This is a genomic window from Pseudoruminococcus sp., assembly GCF_047012705.1.
Lineage (GTDB): Bacteria > Bacillota > Clostridia > Oscillospirales > Acutalibacteraceae > Pseudoruminococcus.
Genome location: NZ_JBKXNW010000013.1, coordinates 36193 through 53556 on the forward strand (window position 1 = coordinate 36193; position 17364 = coordinate 53556).

Sequence of the window (17364 nt, forward strand, 5' to 3'; positions counted from 1 at the left end):
ATAATTGCGTATACTGAATAGGCATTTTAAATAATGAATTCACAATTTCTATAATACTGCAAAAAATCTATCTATAATTTCACTATCTTCTAAAAAATTTCAATAAGATTTTATTCAATGCATCAATAATTTTTGCTTAATCACCTATAAAACCAACCAATCCAAATCTATCGTATAAATTATATAATTTTCCTACACAAATTGCAATAGTAAGTCGTGAAAATTGGGTTGTTTTTATACTATATAAATCAAAATAACGACATCATAAGATAACCTTTTTAAAACAATTATATCAAATTTAAGTCTTAATTGTTATACAATCTTAAAATAATCCTCCCCGATATATTCCTATCAAATATAAACACCCCGCTTATCAGAAATTATCCGATAAGCGGGGTGTTAAATTTATGAAGTCAGATTATTTAAGAACTACAACACTATTTGCAGGAATAGTAAGCTGTTCACCGTTAAGCTCAACTTTTTCTGTATTAGTTGTATCACTAATAATATAACCTCTTACACCTGAATAAGACATTGTCGACTTAGGAACTGTAACAGTTGCCTTATTATCAAGGTTAAGAATAACCATAACCTTAGAGCCATTATACTCGCTGATGAATGCACCAACTGCCTTATTATTCTCATCAAGAGTAACAGGAGTAAATGTACCTCTTGCAATTTCAGGATTTTGAAGTTTAAGTCTTATAACCTTCTTATAGAGATTAAGGAGAGAATTTTCATTCTTCTGCGCCTCAGCTACACCTTCTTCAGGCTTTTCCTTATTTGTAGCACCAGGAATAGTCGAAACATAGCCCGTATTGTCAGAAAGCGACCATACCATACCAGTTCTCTTATCAGGATCTTCTCCTGAACCAGTCATAGCAATTTCCTCACCATAATATATGAATGGATTACCCGGAGTAAGAAGATAAGCCATAGCTGCGTTCTTTTCCTTTTGAGTATTTCTTGTAAGGAATCCCGCACTTCTTGCTGTATCATGGTTAGAAATAAATGGAGCGCTTATAGCCTTACTGTTGTTTGCAGTAATAGTATCAACCCAAGATTTTACATAGTCATAATAGCTCTGTACATCCTTGAGGTTTACAGCCTTAGTTGCAACTTGTCCGGAAGTACCTTGCATATCGAAGTTAAAGAAGCTGTCTGCTCCACTCTTATAGAAATCGGAGATAACATTTCCTCCCATCCAGACTTCGCCGACCATATAGACATCATCTTTAATGCTCTTGCAGTAGTCATAGAGCCATTTAATGTCGTTGATAGATTCATTTGAATTTTGGTCATAATGATATGCAGCGTCAAGACGGAAACCATCTATGCCAATATCCTTTAGCCAAAAATCGCATATGCCTTCGATTTCCTTACGAACCTTTTCGTTTTTGAGGTTAAGGTCAGGCATATTCTGAGTAAATGCTGATTCATAATACCAGCCCTTTGTTCCGGCAAAGTAATACTTTGAAGCACCTACATCTGCTGGCTTTGAATCAGACTGAACAAAGTTGTAATACTGAGCATAGCCATCTGTTTTACCTTCTTTGAGTTCCTCTTTAGCCTTTTTAAACCATTCGTTAGTGTTAGAAGTATGGTTAATGACAAGGTCGATAATAACATTTATACCACGCTTATGAGCTTCAGAAAGGAAATTCTTGAAGTCATCAAGAGTACCATAGCTCTTATCAATATCCTTATAATTATCAACATCGTATTTATGATATGAGCCAGAAGGCATAATCGGCATAAGCCAAATACCATCAATGCCAAGGTCGTCTGTTGTATTAGGGTCGCCGTCATTAAGATAATCAAGCTTAGAAGTAAGACCCTTAAAATCGCCTATACCATCGCCATCAGAATCACAGAAAGAGTATACAAAGATTTCGTAATAGTTTCTATATTTATCCTTAGATGCCTCATAGCTTATTGTTTTAAATCCGCCGTTTTCAGGAATACCCTCTGTTGAGCTTGAACTTGTTGATGAAGCAGTTGAAACAGTAGTAGTAGAATTGCTGCTTTCTGTTGTGCCGCCACCCTGACAACCGGTAAATGCTGCGGAAACAATCATCGCTGCACAAAGAGCAAGGGCTAAAAGTCTTTTTTTCAAGTAAATCTCTCCTTTACAAACAAGAAGCAGGGAGCGACTGCATGAGCCACTCCTTGCTTCGTTTTTTGAATAAAATCAGCCTTTAACAGCGCCGCCTGTAACACCTTCAACATAATACTTTTGCATCTTAACGAAAAGAATTGTAATAGGAATTGCAACTACTACAGAACCTGCAAAGAATGTTGTATAGTATTTCGCATTGTTTTCTCTTTCAAGCATTTGCTGTAAGCCATAAGCAACAGTATAGTTATCTCTGTTGTCCTTCATGATATAGCTGACGAATATAAAGTCAACCCAAGGGGCAATAAATGTTGTCAAAGCCGTATATACAAGAATTGGCTTTGAAAGTGGAAGAATAATTTTCCAGAAGATAGTGTTCTTATTAGCACCATCAATAGTAGCGGCCTCATCAAGTGAATGTGAAATTGTATCGAAGAAGCCCTTACTAATCTGATAACCCATAGCTGCACCTGCACAATATACGAGGATAAGTGCGAAGAGCGACTGGCTAAGACCAATCCATTCGATGATAGCATAAACAGCAGCCATCGACATAAAGCCTGGGAACATACCAAGGATAAGACCTATGTTAAGAAATCTCTTACGCCATTTGAAACGGAGACGGCTCAATGTGTAACTTGTCATAAATATAAAGAGTGTAGAAATTGCACAAGAGATAACCGCAACAAAGAGTGTATTTAAGAACCAACGCCAATATGGGAAGCTCTCATCTGTAACAAGATTTACATAGTTTTGGAAAGTCCACTTCTTCGGAATAAAGCTTGCGGACGGTCCCAATTGGTCACTAAATGATGTGATAACCAACCAAACTATTGGAAGCAGCCAAATAATTGCCATAACTATCAGCACAACATAAACGATAATGTTGACCGTTTTCTGTTTTTTGGAATATGATTTTTCTCCAGCAGCCTGTGTCATCCGAATGCCTCCTCATCTTTAGCAGATTTTGACATATTATAGGTAATCAACGATGCAATAGCACATATAACAAAGATAATAATACCTATAACAGCCGCAAGGTTATAGTCCTTATTAGTAGCAGTCAACTTATAGAGCCATGTAACGAGCAAGTCTGTTTTACCTGCACCGCTATAGTAATCTGTACTCTTTGGTTCGCCACCTGTTAAGAGGAAGATAACATTAAAGTTGTTGATATTTCCTACGAAAGAAGAAATTAGGTACGGAGTTGTAACAAAGAGCATATATGGAAGAGTAATCTTCATAAATGTCTGGAAAGCATTCGCACCATCAATTTTAGCACTTTCATAGAGGTCTTCAGGGATATTCATAAGAATACCACTTGTGCTGAGCATTGTATAAGGAACACCAATCCACATATTAACCAAGATAACAACTACACGAGCATAGTTCGCATCTGATAAGAATGGAATACTGTCGCTTATAAGTCCCCAGTCCTTAAGTGTCAGGTTAAGAGTACCTTGGTCTGCAAGAAGCTGGTTCATAACAAGAAGTGTAACAAAGTTAGGAACAGCGATTGTGATAACAAAGAGTGTTCTCCAGAGTCCCTTAAACTTAATACCCTTCTTATTGATAAGAAGTGCAAGAATCATACCGCCTATATAGTTGGTAAATGTTGCAAAAAACGCCCAAATGATTGTCCAGCCAAGAATCTTACCAAAGGTATAAGACTTTTCAGGGTTATCATAGAAAACATCTGCAAAGTTCTTAAAACCAACCCAAGTAAATAGTTTCTGAGGAGCTTGGTGGAACTGGTCATAGTTTGTAAACGCCATAAAGATTGTAAATACAATAGGAAGAATTGTAAAGCAAAGAATAAGAGCAATCGGAAGACTGAGAAGAGTAATGTGAAAACGCTCATCAAGGAAAATGAGAAGCTCCTTCTTAATACCAATCGGCTTTTTTCCAGCTTTAATTGTCTCCTGTGCAGCAATAGCAGACTTGATATTCATAAGATAGAATACAAAGAATGCAATCGTTACAATCATAGCCATAACGCTTATAAGAAGAATATGCATAGAGTTGTCACCCTGAATCTCAGTCTGAACACCCCATGTATCCTTTTCAATATGAGTTTCTACTGTACCAAGTGTAAAGAACTGTGAAAGTCCGTTAGGAACTGCAAAACCAATCATAAATGCGAAGTATAAAACTTCAAGCACAAAATAAAGAATACCCTTTACTATCTGCTTATGACCGACGCTTCCAGCACCCATGATAACATAAGAAAGTTTTGTGAAAATATCGCCTTTTACAAAATTTCTGCCATAGTTAGCAAAACCGTTGACGATAGTGTTTAAAAGTTTAATGACTTTCTGACCGAGCAATGTAAATGCCTTGCCAATGTTTGAAGGCAGATTCTTAAAGAATGTCTTAAATTTATAAAGAAACTTCTGACCTGCACTCATCTGCATATAATCAAGAAAATCCATGCGGTTTTGCACCCTCTTTCTGAAAATATAAATTTATGTTCTAAACTTTATTTGAGCAGCCTAACAATAAATATCAGGCTGCTCGCATAAAGTTTTCACCGCTCTTATATACGGTATCTATTCAGTCTGTGGTGCTATTAGCCATTCTCAACGCTCTTTACAACCTTCTCGAGAGCTGTCTTAATGCCTGCCTCGTCGCTGCTCTTGAGGTTGCCGTTGATGATATCCTTACCTACAGATGCCACTGGATCCCAGAACTTCTGTGTGCAAACGCTCTGTGAATGTGAGTATGGACGCTGTTCTTCAATAGCCTTTTGAATCTTATCATTCTTAAGTGCATCTGTTGCAAGAATTTCGTTGTTTGTAGGAATAACCTGAAGCTGCTCATATCTTGCCTTCTGAACCTCAGAACCTGTGAGATATGTTGCGAGTGTAGCAGCAGCAAGTGGGAACTTAGATGCAGAGTTTACACCTACAAGCTTATATCCACCGAAAGAATGAAGCTGTGTATCTGTGCCGTTCATCTTAACTGTTGGAAGCTTTGCAGCTGCAACATTTTCCTTGCCCCATGCGTTCTCAATAACAGGAGTATTCCAAGTACCTGTTACAACAGCCTGAAGCTTGCCAGATGAAAGAAGTGTAGAAATAGCAGCGTCATCACCGGAAGCTACGAAAGATTCCTTGTTGTTGTTTACGATGTCTGCCATAGCCTTAGTAGCTGTAATACCCTCAGTACTTGCAAACTTATCAAGTGTCATCTTCTGTGTTGATGTATCAAGCTTAATATCGCAGCCTGCTGCATAGAAGAAGCTTGAGTTATACCAAGCGTTATCTACCGGCATAAGAACCTGAACACTCTGGTCTTTTGCTTTGGCAAGAAGAGTCTCGAAAGACTTAACATCGTCAGCTGTAAACTTAGAGCTGTTATAATAGAGGAAATAACCGTTATCAGATGTCATCGGATAAGCGTATACCTTATTGTTATATGTGCAGTTCTTAACAGCGTCTTCCATATTTTCAGAAGAAATCTGTCCTTGGAAAACTGTAGGAACTTCTGCAAGAACACCTGCAGTAACACCTGTAAGAAGCTGGTCAGTTGGGAACTGGAATACATCAGCACCCTTAGAAGCATCTTCTGTAAGTGAGTTAATGCACTTATCCTCGCCTTTTTCAACAACCTTAATATCATATGTTACGCCGTCAACAGCATAAGTTGTCTTAAACTTCTCAACCATATCTTTGATGAAGTTCTTGCTGTTGTTAGGAGCCCAGACCTTAAGAGAAATCTTACCGTCTTTAGCTTCTGTCTTAAGTCTTTCTGTGATTTCTGCAACTGTAGGAACAGAAACATCTCCTACTGCAGATGTTGTGGAAGAATCTCCGCTTGCAGTTGTGCCGCCTGTTGAAGATGAACCACCTGCTGTGCTGCTTGTTGTACCGCCGTTACCGCCACAACCTGCAAATGCACCTGCGCACATAAGAGATGCGAGAAGCAGAGCTGTGGTCTTTTTTGCCTTACTTGCCATTTTAAAATCCTTCTCTCTAAAAAATTTATTTTGTTCGGGCCTGCGTACAAGGCACTTACCTTGTACCTCTCAGCGAGGTATTCGGAGCATAAAGACGAAATTAACAATTTTGTTTAAATCGTATATGCACCAAACGAACCCATTCGCCTCTGTAGTAATAATAACATATGATTTTGAACTTTGCAACTATAAATTGTAATTTTTATTCATATAACTATAAATGATATCTTAAATTTGTTTAATATTACCCGTTTTTTTATGATTTTTTCCGTTTTGCATAAATTCATTTTCTTATTTCTGTACATTTTCAATATAATTTTTCAGTGATATTTTGACAAAATTTTGAATAGCTTTTTTATTTTTTGTTAAAAATAGTTCCAATTAAGAACTATTTTCCCTTGTTTTTAGCATTTTTAGGGTTTTTTACCGCTTTTTGACGGCATTTTGCACAAAACAACGCCCTCATTCAAAAAACTTCCAAAAATTTATAAGCAAATTTGACATTCTTACCATACTAAATATACCTAAACACAAAAAATTTCACGATATATAAATTTTGAAATCTTCTTAATCTCTACTATATTTTATAAAGAATTCGTCTATATAAATAGCTTTATTATTGCAACTAATATTATAACAAGTCCAGAAATCCTTGTAAAAAATTTTTGCGGTATCTTTTCTATTCTCCTCAATCTTTTTCCAAGAAATAATCCCATACATAGAAATATAAGCTGAAATATTCCACATAAACCTGCCGCCGAAATTGCACCTATCCCGCTTACTCCCATAGAAACTCCTGCGCCAACAGAATCTATCGAAAGTGCCGTACCAATATAGCAAGCCTCTTTTGAATCTATCGTATTTGATTTATCAATATCGCAAAGAGAAGGTTCTCTTATTATGCTTATAGTTATACCCAAAGGTTTTAGTGCAAATGTTATGCTTTTTTTCTTTTTAGGCTTTTTATTCCCATTAAAGCTTCCAAATATTATATAAATACCAAGTATACATAACATTCCACAGCCAATATATTTTGCTACCTCCTGACTGATAAGCCTTGCTAAAGCTTCACCACAGAATATCGAAACGCCCATAATAAGTACAGAAATTGCACAAATTATTAGCCTTGATTTCCAAGATGCCTTAATTCCGCCTAATGCACAACTTGTTCCAATCGTAAATGCGTCTATTGAAAGTGACATTGATAGCAAGAGCAGTCCAAAGATTTCCATATTCCAACCCCCTAAAAAGCTACTCTTACTATAATATGAATTTCACCAATTTTCCGCCATTCAACAATTTCGATAGACTTCCCTAAGACACTTAAAAGTTTCGCTCATAGGTTTTAAGGGCAACGCCCTTAATATCCTATTTCTTTCTGATGGTGAACTTCGTCCGCCATTTCGGTAGTTCATTGGTAAATTCTTAATTTGTGCCAACAACCTCAATATTTTTTCAGTAACACTAGTCGATAAAAGGGCGAACAAAGTCCGCCCTTAACATCCACCAAAGGCTCTGTCTTTGAAAATTGCGAGCCTTTAAAAAGGCTCAATTGAAACTTTTAATTGTCTTGGAGAAATCTGCCAGCTTATGGGTAATTTCTTATTCTGTAAGAATAAAATTCCAACAACAATAATATAATGGCTAATAAAGAATTTTCGGAAGGGAGCTTGAAAATAATGGACTGGCACGCTCAATCCTCTGCTGAAGTCATCAAAAAACTAAAAACAAATGAAAAAAACGGACTTTCGTCCGCCGAAGCCAAGAAAAGGCTTGAAAAATATGGGAAAAACCGCCTGCACGAACCAAAAAAACCGTCTTTACTCGCTAAATTCATAGCACAATTTTCTGACTTTATGGTTCTTATACTCTTAATTGCGGCCGGAATTTCATTTGTAACTGCCATAATCGAAAAAACTGGAGATTTCATAGACCCTATAATGATTTTGCTGATTGTTGTAATAAATGCTGTCACAGGTGTTATTCAGGAAAATCGTGCAGAAAAGGCTATCGAGGCTCTTAAAAAACTCTACGCACCGCACGCAAAAGTTATTCGTGATGGTAAAGAAACAAGTATTTTGTCAGAGGAAGTCGTTCCGGGAGATATTCTTGTGCTTGAAACTGGCGATATTCTTTGCTGTGACGCAAGAATAATATCCGAATCATCTCTTAAATCTGAGGAATCATCTCTCACAGGAGAAGCTGTTCCGTCTGAAAAAAGTGCTAATATAATCTGCGAAAAATCTGCACCTATAGGCGACAGACATAATATGCTTTTCTCTACCGGAATTATATCTTCTGGAAACGCCCTTGCTGTCGCTGTTGAAACAGGTATGCGAACACAAGTAGGAAAAATAGCTGAAATGATAAATGATGAGGAAAGTCCTAAAACTCCACTTCAAAAAAGTCTTGCGAAAACTGGAAAAATGCTTGGCATAGGTGCCATTGCGATTTGTATAATAATTTTTATACTCGGCTTATTACAGCAAATTCCGCCACTTAATATGTTTATGATTTCAATAAGCCTTGCAGTTGCAGCTATTCCTGAGGGCTTGCCTGCGGTAGTTACAATAGTTCTTGCACTTGGCATAAAGAAAATGGCGGCAAGACGAGCAATCGTTCGAAGAATGCCGGCTGTTGAAACGCTTGGCCGAGCAAATGTCATATGTTCAGATAAAACAGGCACTCTTACACAAAACAGAATGACTGTTACACGCTTAGAACTCCCGAAAGGTTCGGCAAGCTTTAATTCTCCTGAAGGCGTATTCGCTCTTTCTCTATGCACACTTTGTAATAACAGTCATATCAACTCTGACGGTACAGCCTCAGGCGACCCTACCGAGGGAGCTTTGGTTCTTGCGGCTCTCAAGGCTGGTCGTAAAAAAGAAAAGCTTGAACAGGAACTTCCTCGTGTAAAGGAATTTCCTTTCGATTCAACAAGAAAGCGTATGACTACTGTCCATAAACTAAAAAATGGAGGATATCGAATTATTACAAAGGGCGCTCCTGATATGTTACTTCCGTTATGCTCGTCAAGCTCAGACGGCAGAGGTATGACTGAAATTTCTCGAAAAGCTGTCATTTCAAAAAATGAATCTATGGCATCAGACGCTTTGAGAGTTCTTGCGGTTGCGTATCGTGATACAGCCACTATTCCTAAAACTGTTGATGAGGCTGAAAAAGGCTTGATTTTCACAGCACTTATTGGAATGATAGACCCTCCTCGTCCAGAAGCAAAACACGCTGTTGCAAGATGTAAAACTGCTGGAATCAAGCCTGTTATGATAACAGGTGACCATATCGCAACTGCAAAGGCTATTGCAAAGGATTTAGGCATTTTCTCCGGCAATGACAAAGCTATGACAGGCACGGAGCTTGATAAAATTTCTGATGAAGATTTGACAAGAAATATTTTTTCATATTCGGTTTTTGCAAGAGTTTCGCCCGAACACAAGGTACGAATTGTAAAAGCTTTTCGTGCGGCGTCTGCCGTTGTAGCTATGACCGGTGACGGCGTTAATGACGCTCCTGCACTCAAAGCCGCCGATATAGGCTGTGCTATGGGAATTACCGGAACAGATGTCGCAAAGGGTGCAGCCGATATGATTCTTACTGATGATAATTTTTCAACAATAGTAGAAGCCGTTTCAGAGGGCAGAGGTATATATGAAAACATCAAAAAAACTGTTCATTTTCTCCTCTCAAGCAACATCGGAGAAATTATAACTGTATTTACGGCATTTCTTTTCAGACTTCCGTCACCACTTTTTGCTATTCAATTACTATGGGTAAACTTGGTAACAGACAGTTTGCCCGCACTTGCTCTTGGTGTAGAACCTACTCCCCAAGACATTATGGAACGCAAACCAAATGATGCAAAAAAGAGTCTTTTCGCTGACGGAATGATTTTCAACATTGCCATAGAGGGCTGTTTTATCGGTGCATTATCCTTTCTTGCCTTTACTATCGGCAGGGTTTTCTTTGATAACGGCGGCGAACCTGTTGTCGGCAGAACTATGACATTTGCTTCACTTAGTCTTTGTCAACTTATACACGCTTTTAACATAAAAAGCGAACAATCAATTTTTAAGGGTGGATTATTCACCAACCCAAAGTTGATTTTATCTTTTATAATCGGAGTTATAATGCAAGTTTCGGTTATATCAATACCAGCTTTAGCAACAATTTTCAAAGCTGTACCTCTTTCGCCTATTCAGTGGCTTATCGTTGCAGGCTTATCGTTCATACCGCTTGTTGTTGTAGAGATTGAAAAGTTTTTTCAACATAAAACAACAAAACACAAAGCTCCGACCTTAATTCATACAAAATTTAAATCCACACTTTAACTAACCGACTACCCTAAGACACTCAAAAGTTTTGCTCAAGCTTTTTCAAAAGCTTGCAGGGTTGAGGGACGGAGTCCCTCATGGGTTTTAAGGGCAACGCCCTTAACATTCTTTGCTCTTTGAGCGGTGGACTTTGTCCACCGCTTAATTTCTTCTTTTATAAACAACATCAGTAAAAAAGGGGCGGACAATGTCCGCCCCTTTAGGGAGTAAGAGATGTTAAGGGCTTCGCCCTTAAAACCCACCAAAGGCTCTGCCTTTGGAAACCGCAAGCCTTTAAAAAGGCTTGACCTAAACTTTGAGTGTCTAAGATAAGTTTAATTAGCTAATAGGTTCTTTTTGATTAAAACTTAATCAAGGAAATCCTTTAATTTCTTGCTTCTGCTTGGGTGACGAAGTTTTCTCAACGCCTTAGCCTCTATCTGTCTGATACGCTCGCGAGTAACATTAAACTCCTTGCCGACTTCTTCAAGTGTTCTTGAACGACCGTCCTCAAGTCCAAAACGCAAGCGCAAAACCTTTTCTTCTCTTGATGTCAAAGTAGAAAGAACATCTGATAACTGTTCTTTCAATAATGTATGTGATGCTGCGTCCTGTGGTGCCGGGGCATCATCATCAGGAATGAAATCTCCGAGATGGCTGTCTTCCTCTTCACCTATAGGTGTTTCGAGAGATACTGGCTCTTGCGCCACACGCATAATCTCTCTTACCTTATCAACAGGCATATCAAGCTCTGCTGCAATGTCGTCTGCTGACGGCTCGTGTCCATTCTGGTGCAAAAGCTGGCTTGAAACTTTCTTAACCTTATTGATAGTTTCAACCATATGAACAGGTATACGGATTGTTCTTGCCTGGTCTGCAATAGCTCTTGTTATTGCCTGACGAATCCACCATGTTGCATAGGTTGAAAACTTAAAGCCCTTTGTATGGTCGAATTTTTCAACAGCCTTGATAAGTCCGAGATTACCCTCTTGTATGAGGTCGAGGAACTGCATACCTCTGCCAAGATAACGCTTTGCTATACTTACAACAAGTCTGAGGTTAGCTTCTGAAAGGCGCTTCTTTGCAGCTACATCGCCCTGTGAAATTCTTATCGCAAGGTCAACTTCCTCATCTGGTGAGAGCAAGGGAACTCGTCCGATTTCTTTCAGATAAATCTTAACCGGGTCGTCAATAGAAACGCCGTCCGGTGCCGTCTCGGCATCATCATCGCTATTTTCGTTTATGTTTAAATCATCAAGAGATAAATCCTCTGTATCCTCTATAATCTCAATTCCATTAGACTCAAGTGAATCATAGATTTTTTCTATCTGCTCTGGGTCTAATTCATCGCCAAGAACATCAAGTATTTCTTTACTTGAAAGCTGTCCCTTTGCCTTTCCTAAATCAAGAAGCGTTTTTAATGGATTTGCCGGCTTCTTATCCTGCTGTTGTAATGTATTCATATTTTTGTCCTCCTACTTTTTTCTTTCCCTCAATTTTTTGAAATATTCTAACATCTCTTCATCACTGGCTGACGCTGCTTTCTCCGGGGAAATTTTTTCTTTCTCCTCAAGCAGAACATCAATATATTCTTGAATCGCCCGTTTTGGATTATTTTCTCGTGGGCGAGATGATAAAATCGAAGTAATGCTACTCATCTCGTCAGCGGTAAAATCTTCCGATATATCCATAGGCGAAACTGAACGCATTTCCTTAACCCTCTCAAGCAAAATGCTGAAAACTCGCTTATTAAACGAAGTGACGAACGAATCCGCAGAAATCCTTGACATTATAGTATCCGCAAGGTCTGGGTTATTTATAAGTATGGCAATTATTGCTTCCTCTGCATTTGCGGCACGAAGATTTCTATGCTTTTCGGGGTTTATTCTATCATTAGCGGCAGAGGTTTTTAGCTGTATGTTTCGTATCTGCTCTTTGCTTTCTTTTTTGAACGAACGTTTTCGATATTTCTCAATTTCATTCTTAATAGATGATTTTGAAACAGAAAGTTCCTCGGCAAGTTCTCCTGCATAAACATCTGCATCAATATCGCTGTTAAGCTCGGCAAGAAGTCTTGCACATTCATTAAGAAAGCTTATTCTTTGTTCAGGAATTTGTGTATCATACTTTTTGCGAACTTTCTGTATCTGATAACGAACATCATTTCCGCTTGATTCGAGAAGTTTTCTGAATCTTGCCGTTCCTTGTTCGCCATATGAACGAATAAATTCATCAGGGTCTTTTCCACTTGGAACGATGATTATTCTTATGTCGATACCCGTTGGGCGAAGTATGCCGATTGCACGAGAAGTCGCTTTTTGGCCTGCCTCATCGGCATCATAGCATATTGCAACCGTATCGCAATAGCGTTTTATAATCATTGCTTGCTCGGTAGTAAGAGATGTTCCGAGCGTAGCAACAGCATTCTGAAAACCTGCTTGATGAAGTGCGATAACATCCATATAGCCCTCGCACAGGATAAGCATATTTTCTCCGACATTTTTTGCAAAGTTAAGTGCAAAAAGATTTGAGCTTTTCTTAAACACAGGCGTATCTGATGTATTAAGGTACTTAGGCTTTTCATCGGACATTATTCTTCCGCCAAATGCGATTACATTGCCCCTTACATCAATTATCGGAAACATCACTCGGTCGAAAAATCTATCCATTGTATGACCGCTTTTCGTTGTAAAAGCTAAGTTCGCACTGACAAGTTCGGAATCCTTAAAGCCCTTTGCTCTTAGATAATTGACGAGTGCAAAGCGTGACGGAGGCGAATAGCCTAAGCCAAAATGCTTTATTGTTGCCTCGGATAAGGCTCTGCCACGCAAATACGAAAGTGCGTGTACTCCATCTTGTGAATACAAAGCCTTATGGAAAAATCTTGCCGCCTCACGATTTGCCTCGAAAATGCGTTTTCTAAGCTCACTCAAACCCTTCGACTGCGTGTCTGTCGGCATTTCAAGTCCGGCACGAGAGGCAAGAAGCTTTACTGCGTCAATATAATCAAGGTTTTCTATACGCTTAATAAAGGTTATTACATCTCCACCTACACCACAACCAAAACAATGAAAAAAGCCATTTTCAGGTGAAACACTGAATGAAGGTGTTTTCTCGCTATGAAAAGGGCAAAGTCCGACAAGATTTCGACCTACTCTTTTTAAATTCACATATGATGATATGACATCTGCAATATCTGTTCTTAATTTTAGTTCCTGCAAAAATTCATCAGGTAACGGCATAATAATCACCCCCTTAAAAAATATAACAAAAATTCTCACGCAAGGTTTTTTCCTGTTTTACTCCACGACTTTGGAATGAAAATTTCTTTGAAAAGTTCTACTGCGTATTTATCGGTCATTCCGGCGATATAGTCGCAAACCGCCCTATCGGTATCACCATTGGAATGTATAAGTATATGAGATGGTATCTCGTCTATATGTTTATAAAAATATTCATAAAGAGCCTCTATAAGCTTGGGTATTTTCTTTTCTTCTTTTTTAGCGGTATTATTTAAGTATACTCTATCGAACATAAACGAATGAAGTTCATCAAAACAACTTTGCATTTCCGAATCCATTGATAATATTCCGTTCTGCGAATTTGCGATTACTGATATTACAAGTCTATCTATTCTTTCGCTTGTATTATCGCCAAGAACTTTGGAAATTTTCTTTGGTATATCATTTTCAGAAATTATATCTGCTCGAATTGCATCATCTATATCGTGGTTGATATAGGCTATTCTATCCGCAAGTCGGACAATTCTGCCCTCGAGAGTTGTCGCTTCTTTACCTTTAGTATGGTTTAAAATGCCATCTCTCGTTTCGTAGGTAAGATTAAGACCTTTACCATCCTTTTCAAGAAAATCAACTACTCTAAGACTTTGCTCGTAATGTCTGAAGCCACTCGGTGAAATCCCATCTAAAGCTTTTTCTCCTGCGTGTCCAAAAGGCGTATGACCCAAGTCGTGTCCAAGTGAAATAGCTTCGGTTAAATCCTCATTAAGTCTCAGTGCTTTTGCTATTGTTCTTGCTATTTGAGAAACCTCAAGTGTATGAGTAAGGCGTGTCCTATAATGGTCACCCTCCGGAGAGAGAAATACCTGTGTTTTATGCTTTAATCGACGAAATGATTTACAATGAATAATCCTGTCTCTATCACGCTGAAAACAAGTTCTCACCAAACATGGTTGTTCAAGCTTTAATCTGCCTTCACTCTCTGATGCAAGTTTAGCAAACGGCGACAATATTGTTTTTTCGATATTCTCGGTTTGTTCTCGTATATTCAAGCAAAAACACCTCCTAAAACAGCATATACTATAAATTATTGCTTTAAATTCTTTTTATTCCATTCTTTACTATAAAAGTTCAAGAACACACCCTTGTATAATATAATACGCAATAAAGTTTAAAATCCCTACACGCTTTTTTAAAAAACTTAATAAAATTTAAAAAACAGAAGGTTTTCAACAAAACAAAAAACCTGCGGTGTGCTGTCCGCAGGTTTTTCTACTAAAAGCGAGGTTTGAAAAAAGGTTTGTTATCAAAACAAAAAATTAGAAAGGAAAGAAAAAATCTTAGCAAGTTGTTTTCCTCTTGCTGATATAAATATTATTCCCACTACCTTAAATTTACTTAAAGTTATGGTTAACAATTTATGAATTATCAAAATTAAGAATCTTAAATTAAGATTCTTAAAATCTCTTACTTTCTAAGTGGGCGAACTGTGTTCACCTACATAATTTCTTTTGTCAACAACATTAGCAAAAAAGGGCGGACAAAGTCCGCCCTTAGGAGCAAAGAATGTTAAGGGCGTTGCCCTTAAAACCCATGAGGGACTCCGTCCCTCAACCCTGCGAGCCTTTGAAAAGGCTCGACCGAAACTTTTAATTGTCTTAGAAAAGTGCATTAGTTAATCGGTAGTTCCCCCGACCGCGTCAACTATCTTCCCTAATCCACTACGAGCGAAACTTGTTGAGCGATTTCGCGTCTTGATTGCGGAGGCACTCCGCCTTGAGCAAAACTTTTAATTGTCGTAGGGAAATTTGTTAGCATTATTCCAGTTCAAACGCACCTGTATACAATCTATAATACTGTCCATGCTGTTTTATCAGGTCTTCATGGCTTCCTCGCTCAATAATTCTTCCTAATTCAAGAACCATTATTACATCGGAATTTCTTACAGTTGAAAGTCTATGTGCTATGACAAATACTGTTCTGCCATACATAAGTCCGTCCATTCCTCGCTGGACGATTTCTTCTGTTCTTGTATCAATCGAGCTTGTAGCCTCGTCAAGAATCATAACAGGTGGGTCTGCAACTGCCGCTCTCGCAATCGACAAAAGTTGTCGCTGTCCTTGTGAAAGGTCTGAGCCACTACCCGAAATAACTGTATTATATCCGTCTGGCAAATGTCTGATAAAACCGTCTGCATTAGCAAGCTTTGCGGCGGCTATACATTCCTCATCACTTGCATTAAGGTTGCCATAGCGGATATTATCCATAACTGTGCCTGTAAACAAATTAACATCTTGCAAAACTATACCAATAGAACGGCGGAGATCGCTTTTCTTGATTTTATTTATGTTAATGCCATCATAGCGAACTTTACCATCTGCAATGTCATAAAATCTGTTGATAAGATTTGTTATAGTTGTTTTGCCTGCGCCTGTTGCACCAACAAAAGCAACCTTTTGTCCAGGTTCGGCATAAAGTGTTATATCGTGCAAAACTATCTTATCTTCAACATAGCCGAAATCTACATTGTGAAGTTCTACTTTTCCCTCAAGCTTTGTATAGGATACTGTTCCGTCTGAATGTGGGTGTTTCCAAGCCCATATTCCCGTACGCTCCTCCACCTCAACGAGTTCATCATTTTTGCCGTACTTCACATTGACAAGTGTTACATAGCCATCGTCAACTTCCGATTCTTCGTCCATAAGCTCGAAAATTCTCTCTGCACCTGCAAGTGCCATAATTACTGCATTAATCTGTTGGGAAATCTGTCCCATAGGCTGTGTAAATGACTTAGAAAGCTGTAAGAATGATGCAATAACACCAAGGGTAATTCCACCAATTCCATTGACGGCGAAAACACCGCCAATTATAGCAATAAGAATATACTGAACATTGCCAAGGTTATTCATAACCGGCATAAGAACATTCGCAAACATATTTGCTGCTGCGGAATTTTTACAAAGTTCCTCGTTTTTCTCATCAAAGCCCTCTTTTGCCTTTTCTTCGTGGCAGAAAACCTTAACAACCTTTTGACCGTTAATCATTTCCTCGATATAGCCGTTGACATCACCTATTGACTGCTGTTGCTTAACAAAGTATTTTGCACTCTTGCCGGCAATTTTACTTGTAACAAAAAGCATAAATGATACAAAAACTACTACAAGGAGTGTAAGCCATATATTTGTTGCAAGCATTGCAAAGAATACGGAAACTATTGTAATAAGTGATGAGAACATCTGTGGCAAGCTCTGGGAAATCATCTGTCTGAGCGTATCGGTATCGTTTGTATAACGGCTCATAATATCGCCGTGTGAATGTGTATCAAAATATTTTATCGGTAAGCTTTGCATATGCTCAAACATTTCATCACGAATATCTTTAAGAACTCCCTGTGCAACTGTAACCATAAGGCGATTATACAGAAGTGTAGCTACAACGCCTATAATATATATTCCAGCCATAAAGATTATTGCTTTGAAAAGTCCTGCGAAATTTGGAACAGCCTCAATCAAAAGAGGCTCTATATAATCATCTATAAGTGTTTGCAAGAAAAGCGATGACGCAACACCCGTTAATGCACTTGCAAGGATTGATATAAGAACTACAACCAATCTGCCTTTATATTTAAAAACATACGAAAGAAGTCTTTTTGCGGTTTTGCCTGTGTTTTTACTTCTTACAGGCTTTTTTGTTTGTTTTTGATTACTCATTAAATCTCATTCC

Annotated in this window: 10 protein-coding genes; 1 reads left to right on the forward strand and 9 read right to left on the reverse strand. The window is 38.2% G+C overall.

The window, feature by feature from the left end; translation table 11 throughout:
- Positions 1-418: 418 nt before the first annotated feature.
- From ACLU24_RS12085 to ytaF, 5 genes are all read right to left on the reverse strand, one after another.
- Positions 419-2116, reverse strand: a complete 1698-nt coding sequence (locus tag ACLU24_RS12085; RefSeq protein WP_412612940.1) for an alpha-amylase family glycosyl hydrolase — start codon at positions 2114-2116, stop codon at positions 419-421.
- Positions 2117-2191: 75 nt separating this feature from the next.
- Entirely contained in the window at positions 2192-3055 is an 864-nt protein-coding gene (locus ACLU24_RS12090; RefSeq protein ID WP_412612941.1) for a sugar ABC transporter permease, read from the reverse strand.
- Positions 3052-4548, reverse strand: coding sequence for a carbohydrate ABC transporter permease (locus ACLU24_RS12095; RefSeq protein ID WP_412612942.1), 1497 nt, complete (start codon positions 4546-4548; stop codon positions 3052-3054). Before ACLU24_RS12095 ends, ACLU24_RS12090 begins: the two co-directional genes overlap by 4 nt.
- A gap of 137 nt (positions 4549-4685) precedes the next feature.
- A complete protein-coding gene (locus ACLU24_RS12100; RefSeq protein WP_412612943.1) occupies positions 4686-6074 on the reverse strand; it encodes an extracellular solute-binding protein in 1389 nt (462 codons plus the stop codon).
- Positions 6075-6673: 599 nt separating this feature from the next.
- A complete protein-coding gene (gene ytaF / locus ACLU24_RS12105; protein WP_412612944.1) occupies positions 6674-7306 on the reverse strand; it encodes a sporulation membrane protein YtaF in 633 nt (210 codons plus the stop codon).
- Positions 7307-7753: 447 nt separating this feature from the next.
- On the opposite strand from ytaF, the gene ACLU24_RS12110 reads away from it, so the two are divergent.
- Entirely contained in the window at positions 7754-10420 is a 2667-nt protein-coding gene (locus ACLU24_RS12110; RefSeq protein ID WP_412612945.1) for a calcium-translocating P-type ATPase, PMCA-type, read from the forward strand.
- A gap of 350 nt (positions 10421-10770) precedes the next feature.
- On the opposite strand, the gene rpoD is transcribed toward ACLU24_RS12110, so the two are convergent.
- The 4 genes from rpoD to ACLU24_RS12130 all read right to left on the reverse strand — a co-directional run bounded on the left by rpoD (position 10771) and on the right by ACLU24_RS12130 (position 17351).
- Positions 10771-11865, reverse strand: a complete 1095-nt coding sequence (gene rpoD / locus ACLU24_RS12115; protein ID WP_412612946.1) for an RNA polymerase sigma factor RpoD — start codon at positions 11863-11865, stop codon at positions 10771-10773.
- 12 nt (positions 11866-11877) lie between these two features.
- A complete protein-coding gene (dnaG, locus tag ACLU24_RS12120) occupies positions 11878-13644 on the reverse strand; it encodes a DNA primase (RefSeq protein ID WP_412612947.1) in 1767 nt (588 codons plus the stop codon).
- A 35-nt stretch (positions 13645-13679) separates the two neighbouring features.
- Positions 13680-14693 (reverse strand): deoxyguanosinetriphosphate triphosphohydrolase, encoded by a 1014-nt coding sequence (locus tag ACLU24_RS12125; protein ID WP_412612948.1) that lies wholly within the window; start codon positions 14691-14693, stop codon positions 13680-13682.
- Between the two features lie 765 nt (positions 14694-15458).
- Positions 15459-17351, reverse strand: a complete 1893-nt coding sequence (locus ACLU24_RS12130) for an ABC transporter ATP-binding protein (RefSeq protein WP_412612949.1) — start codon at positions 17349-17351, stop codon at positions 15459-15461.
- Positions 17352-17364: the final 13 nt, after the last annotated feature.

Bases quoted from the DNA above. Each gene is read 5' to 3' on its own strand.
- ACLU24_RS12090 (WP_412612941.1), bottom strand. From the start codon at position 3,055: ATGACACAGGCTGCTGGAGAAAAATCATATTCCAAAAAACAGAAAACG.
- ACLU24_RS12095 (WP_412612942.1), bottom strand. From the start codon at position 4,548: ATGGATTTTCTTGATTATATGCAGATGAGTGCAGGTCAGAAGTTTCTT.
- ACLU24_RS12100 (WP_412612943.1), bottom strand. From the start codon at position 6,074: ATGGCAAGTAAGGCAAAAAAGACCACAGCTCTGCTTCTCGCATCTCTT.
- ytaF (WP_412612944.1), bottom strand. From the start codon at position 7,306: ATGGAAATCTTTGGACTGCTCTTGCTATCAATGTCACTTTCAATAGAC.
- ACLU24_RS12110 (WP_412612945.1), top strand. From the start codon at position 7,754: ATGGACTGGCACGCTCAATCCTCTGCTGAAGTCATCAAAAAACTAAAA.
- rpoD (WP_412612946.1), bottom strand. From the start codon at position 11,865: ATGAATACATTACAACAGCAGGATAAGAAGCCGGCAAATCCATTAAAA.
- dnaG (WP_412612947.1), bottom strand. From the start codon at position 13,644: ATGCCGTTACCTGATGAATTTTTGCAGGAACTAAAATTAAGAACAGAT.
- ACLU24_RS12130 (WP_412612949.1), bottom strand. From the start codon at position 17,351: ATGAGTAATCAAAAACAAACAAAAAAGCCTGTAAGAAGTAAAAACACA.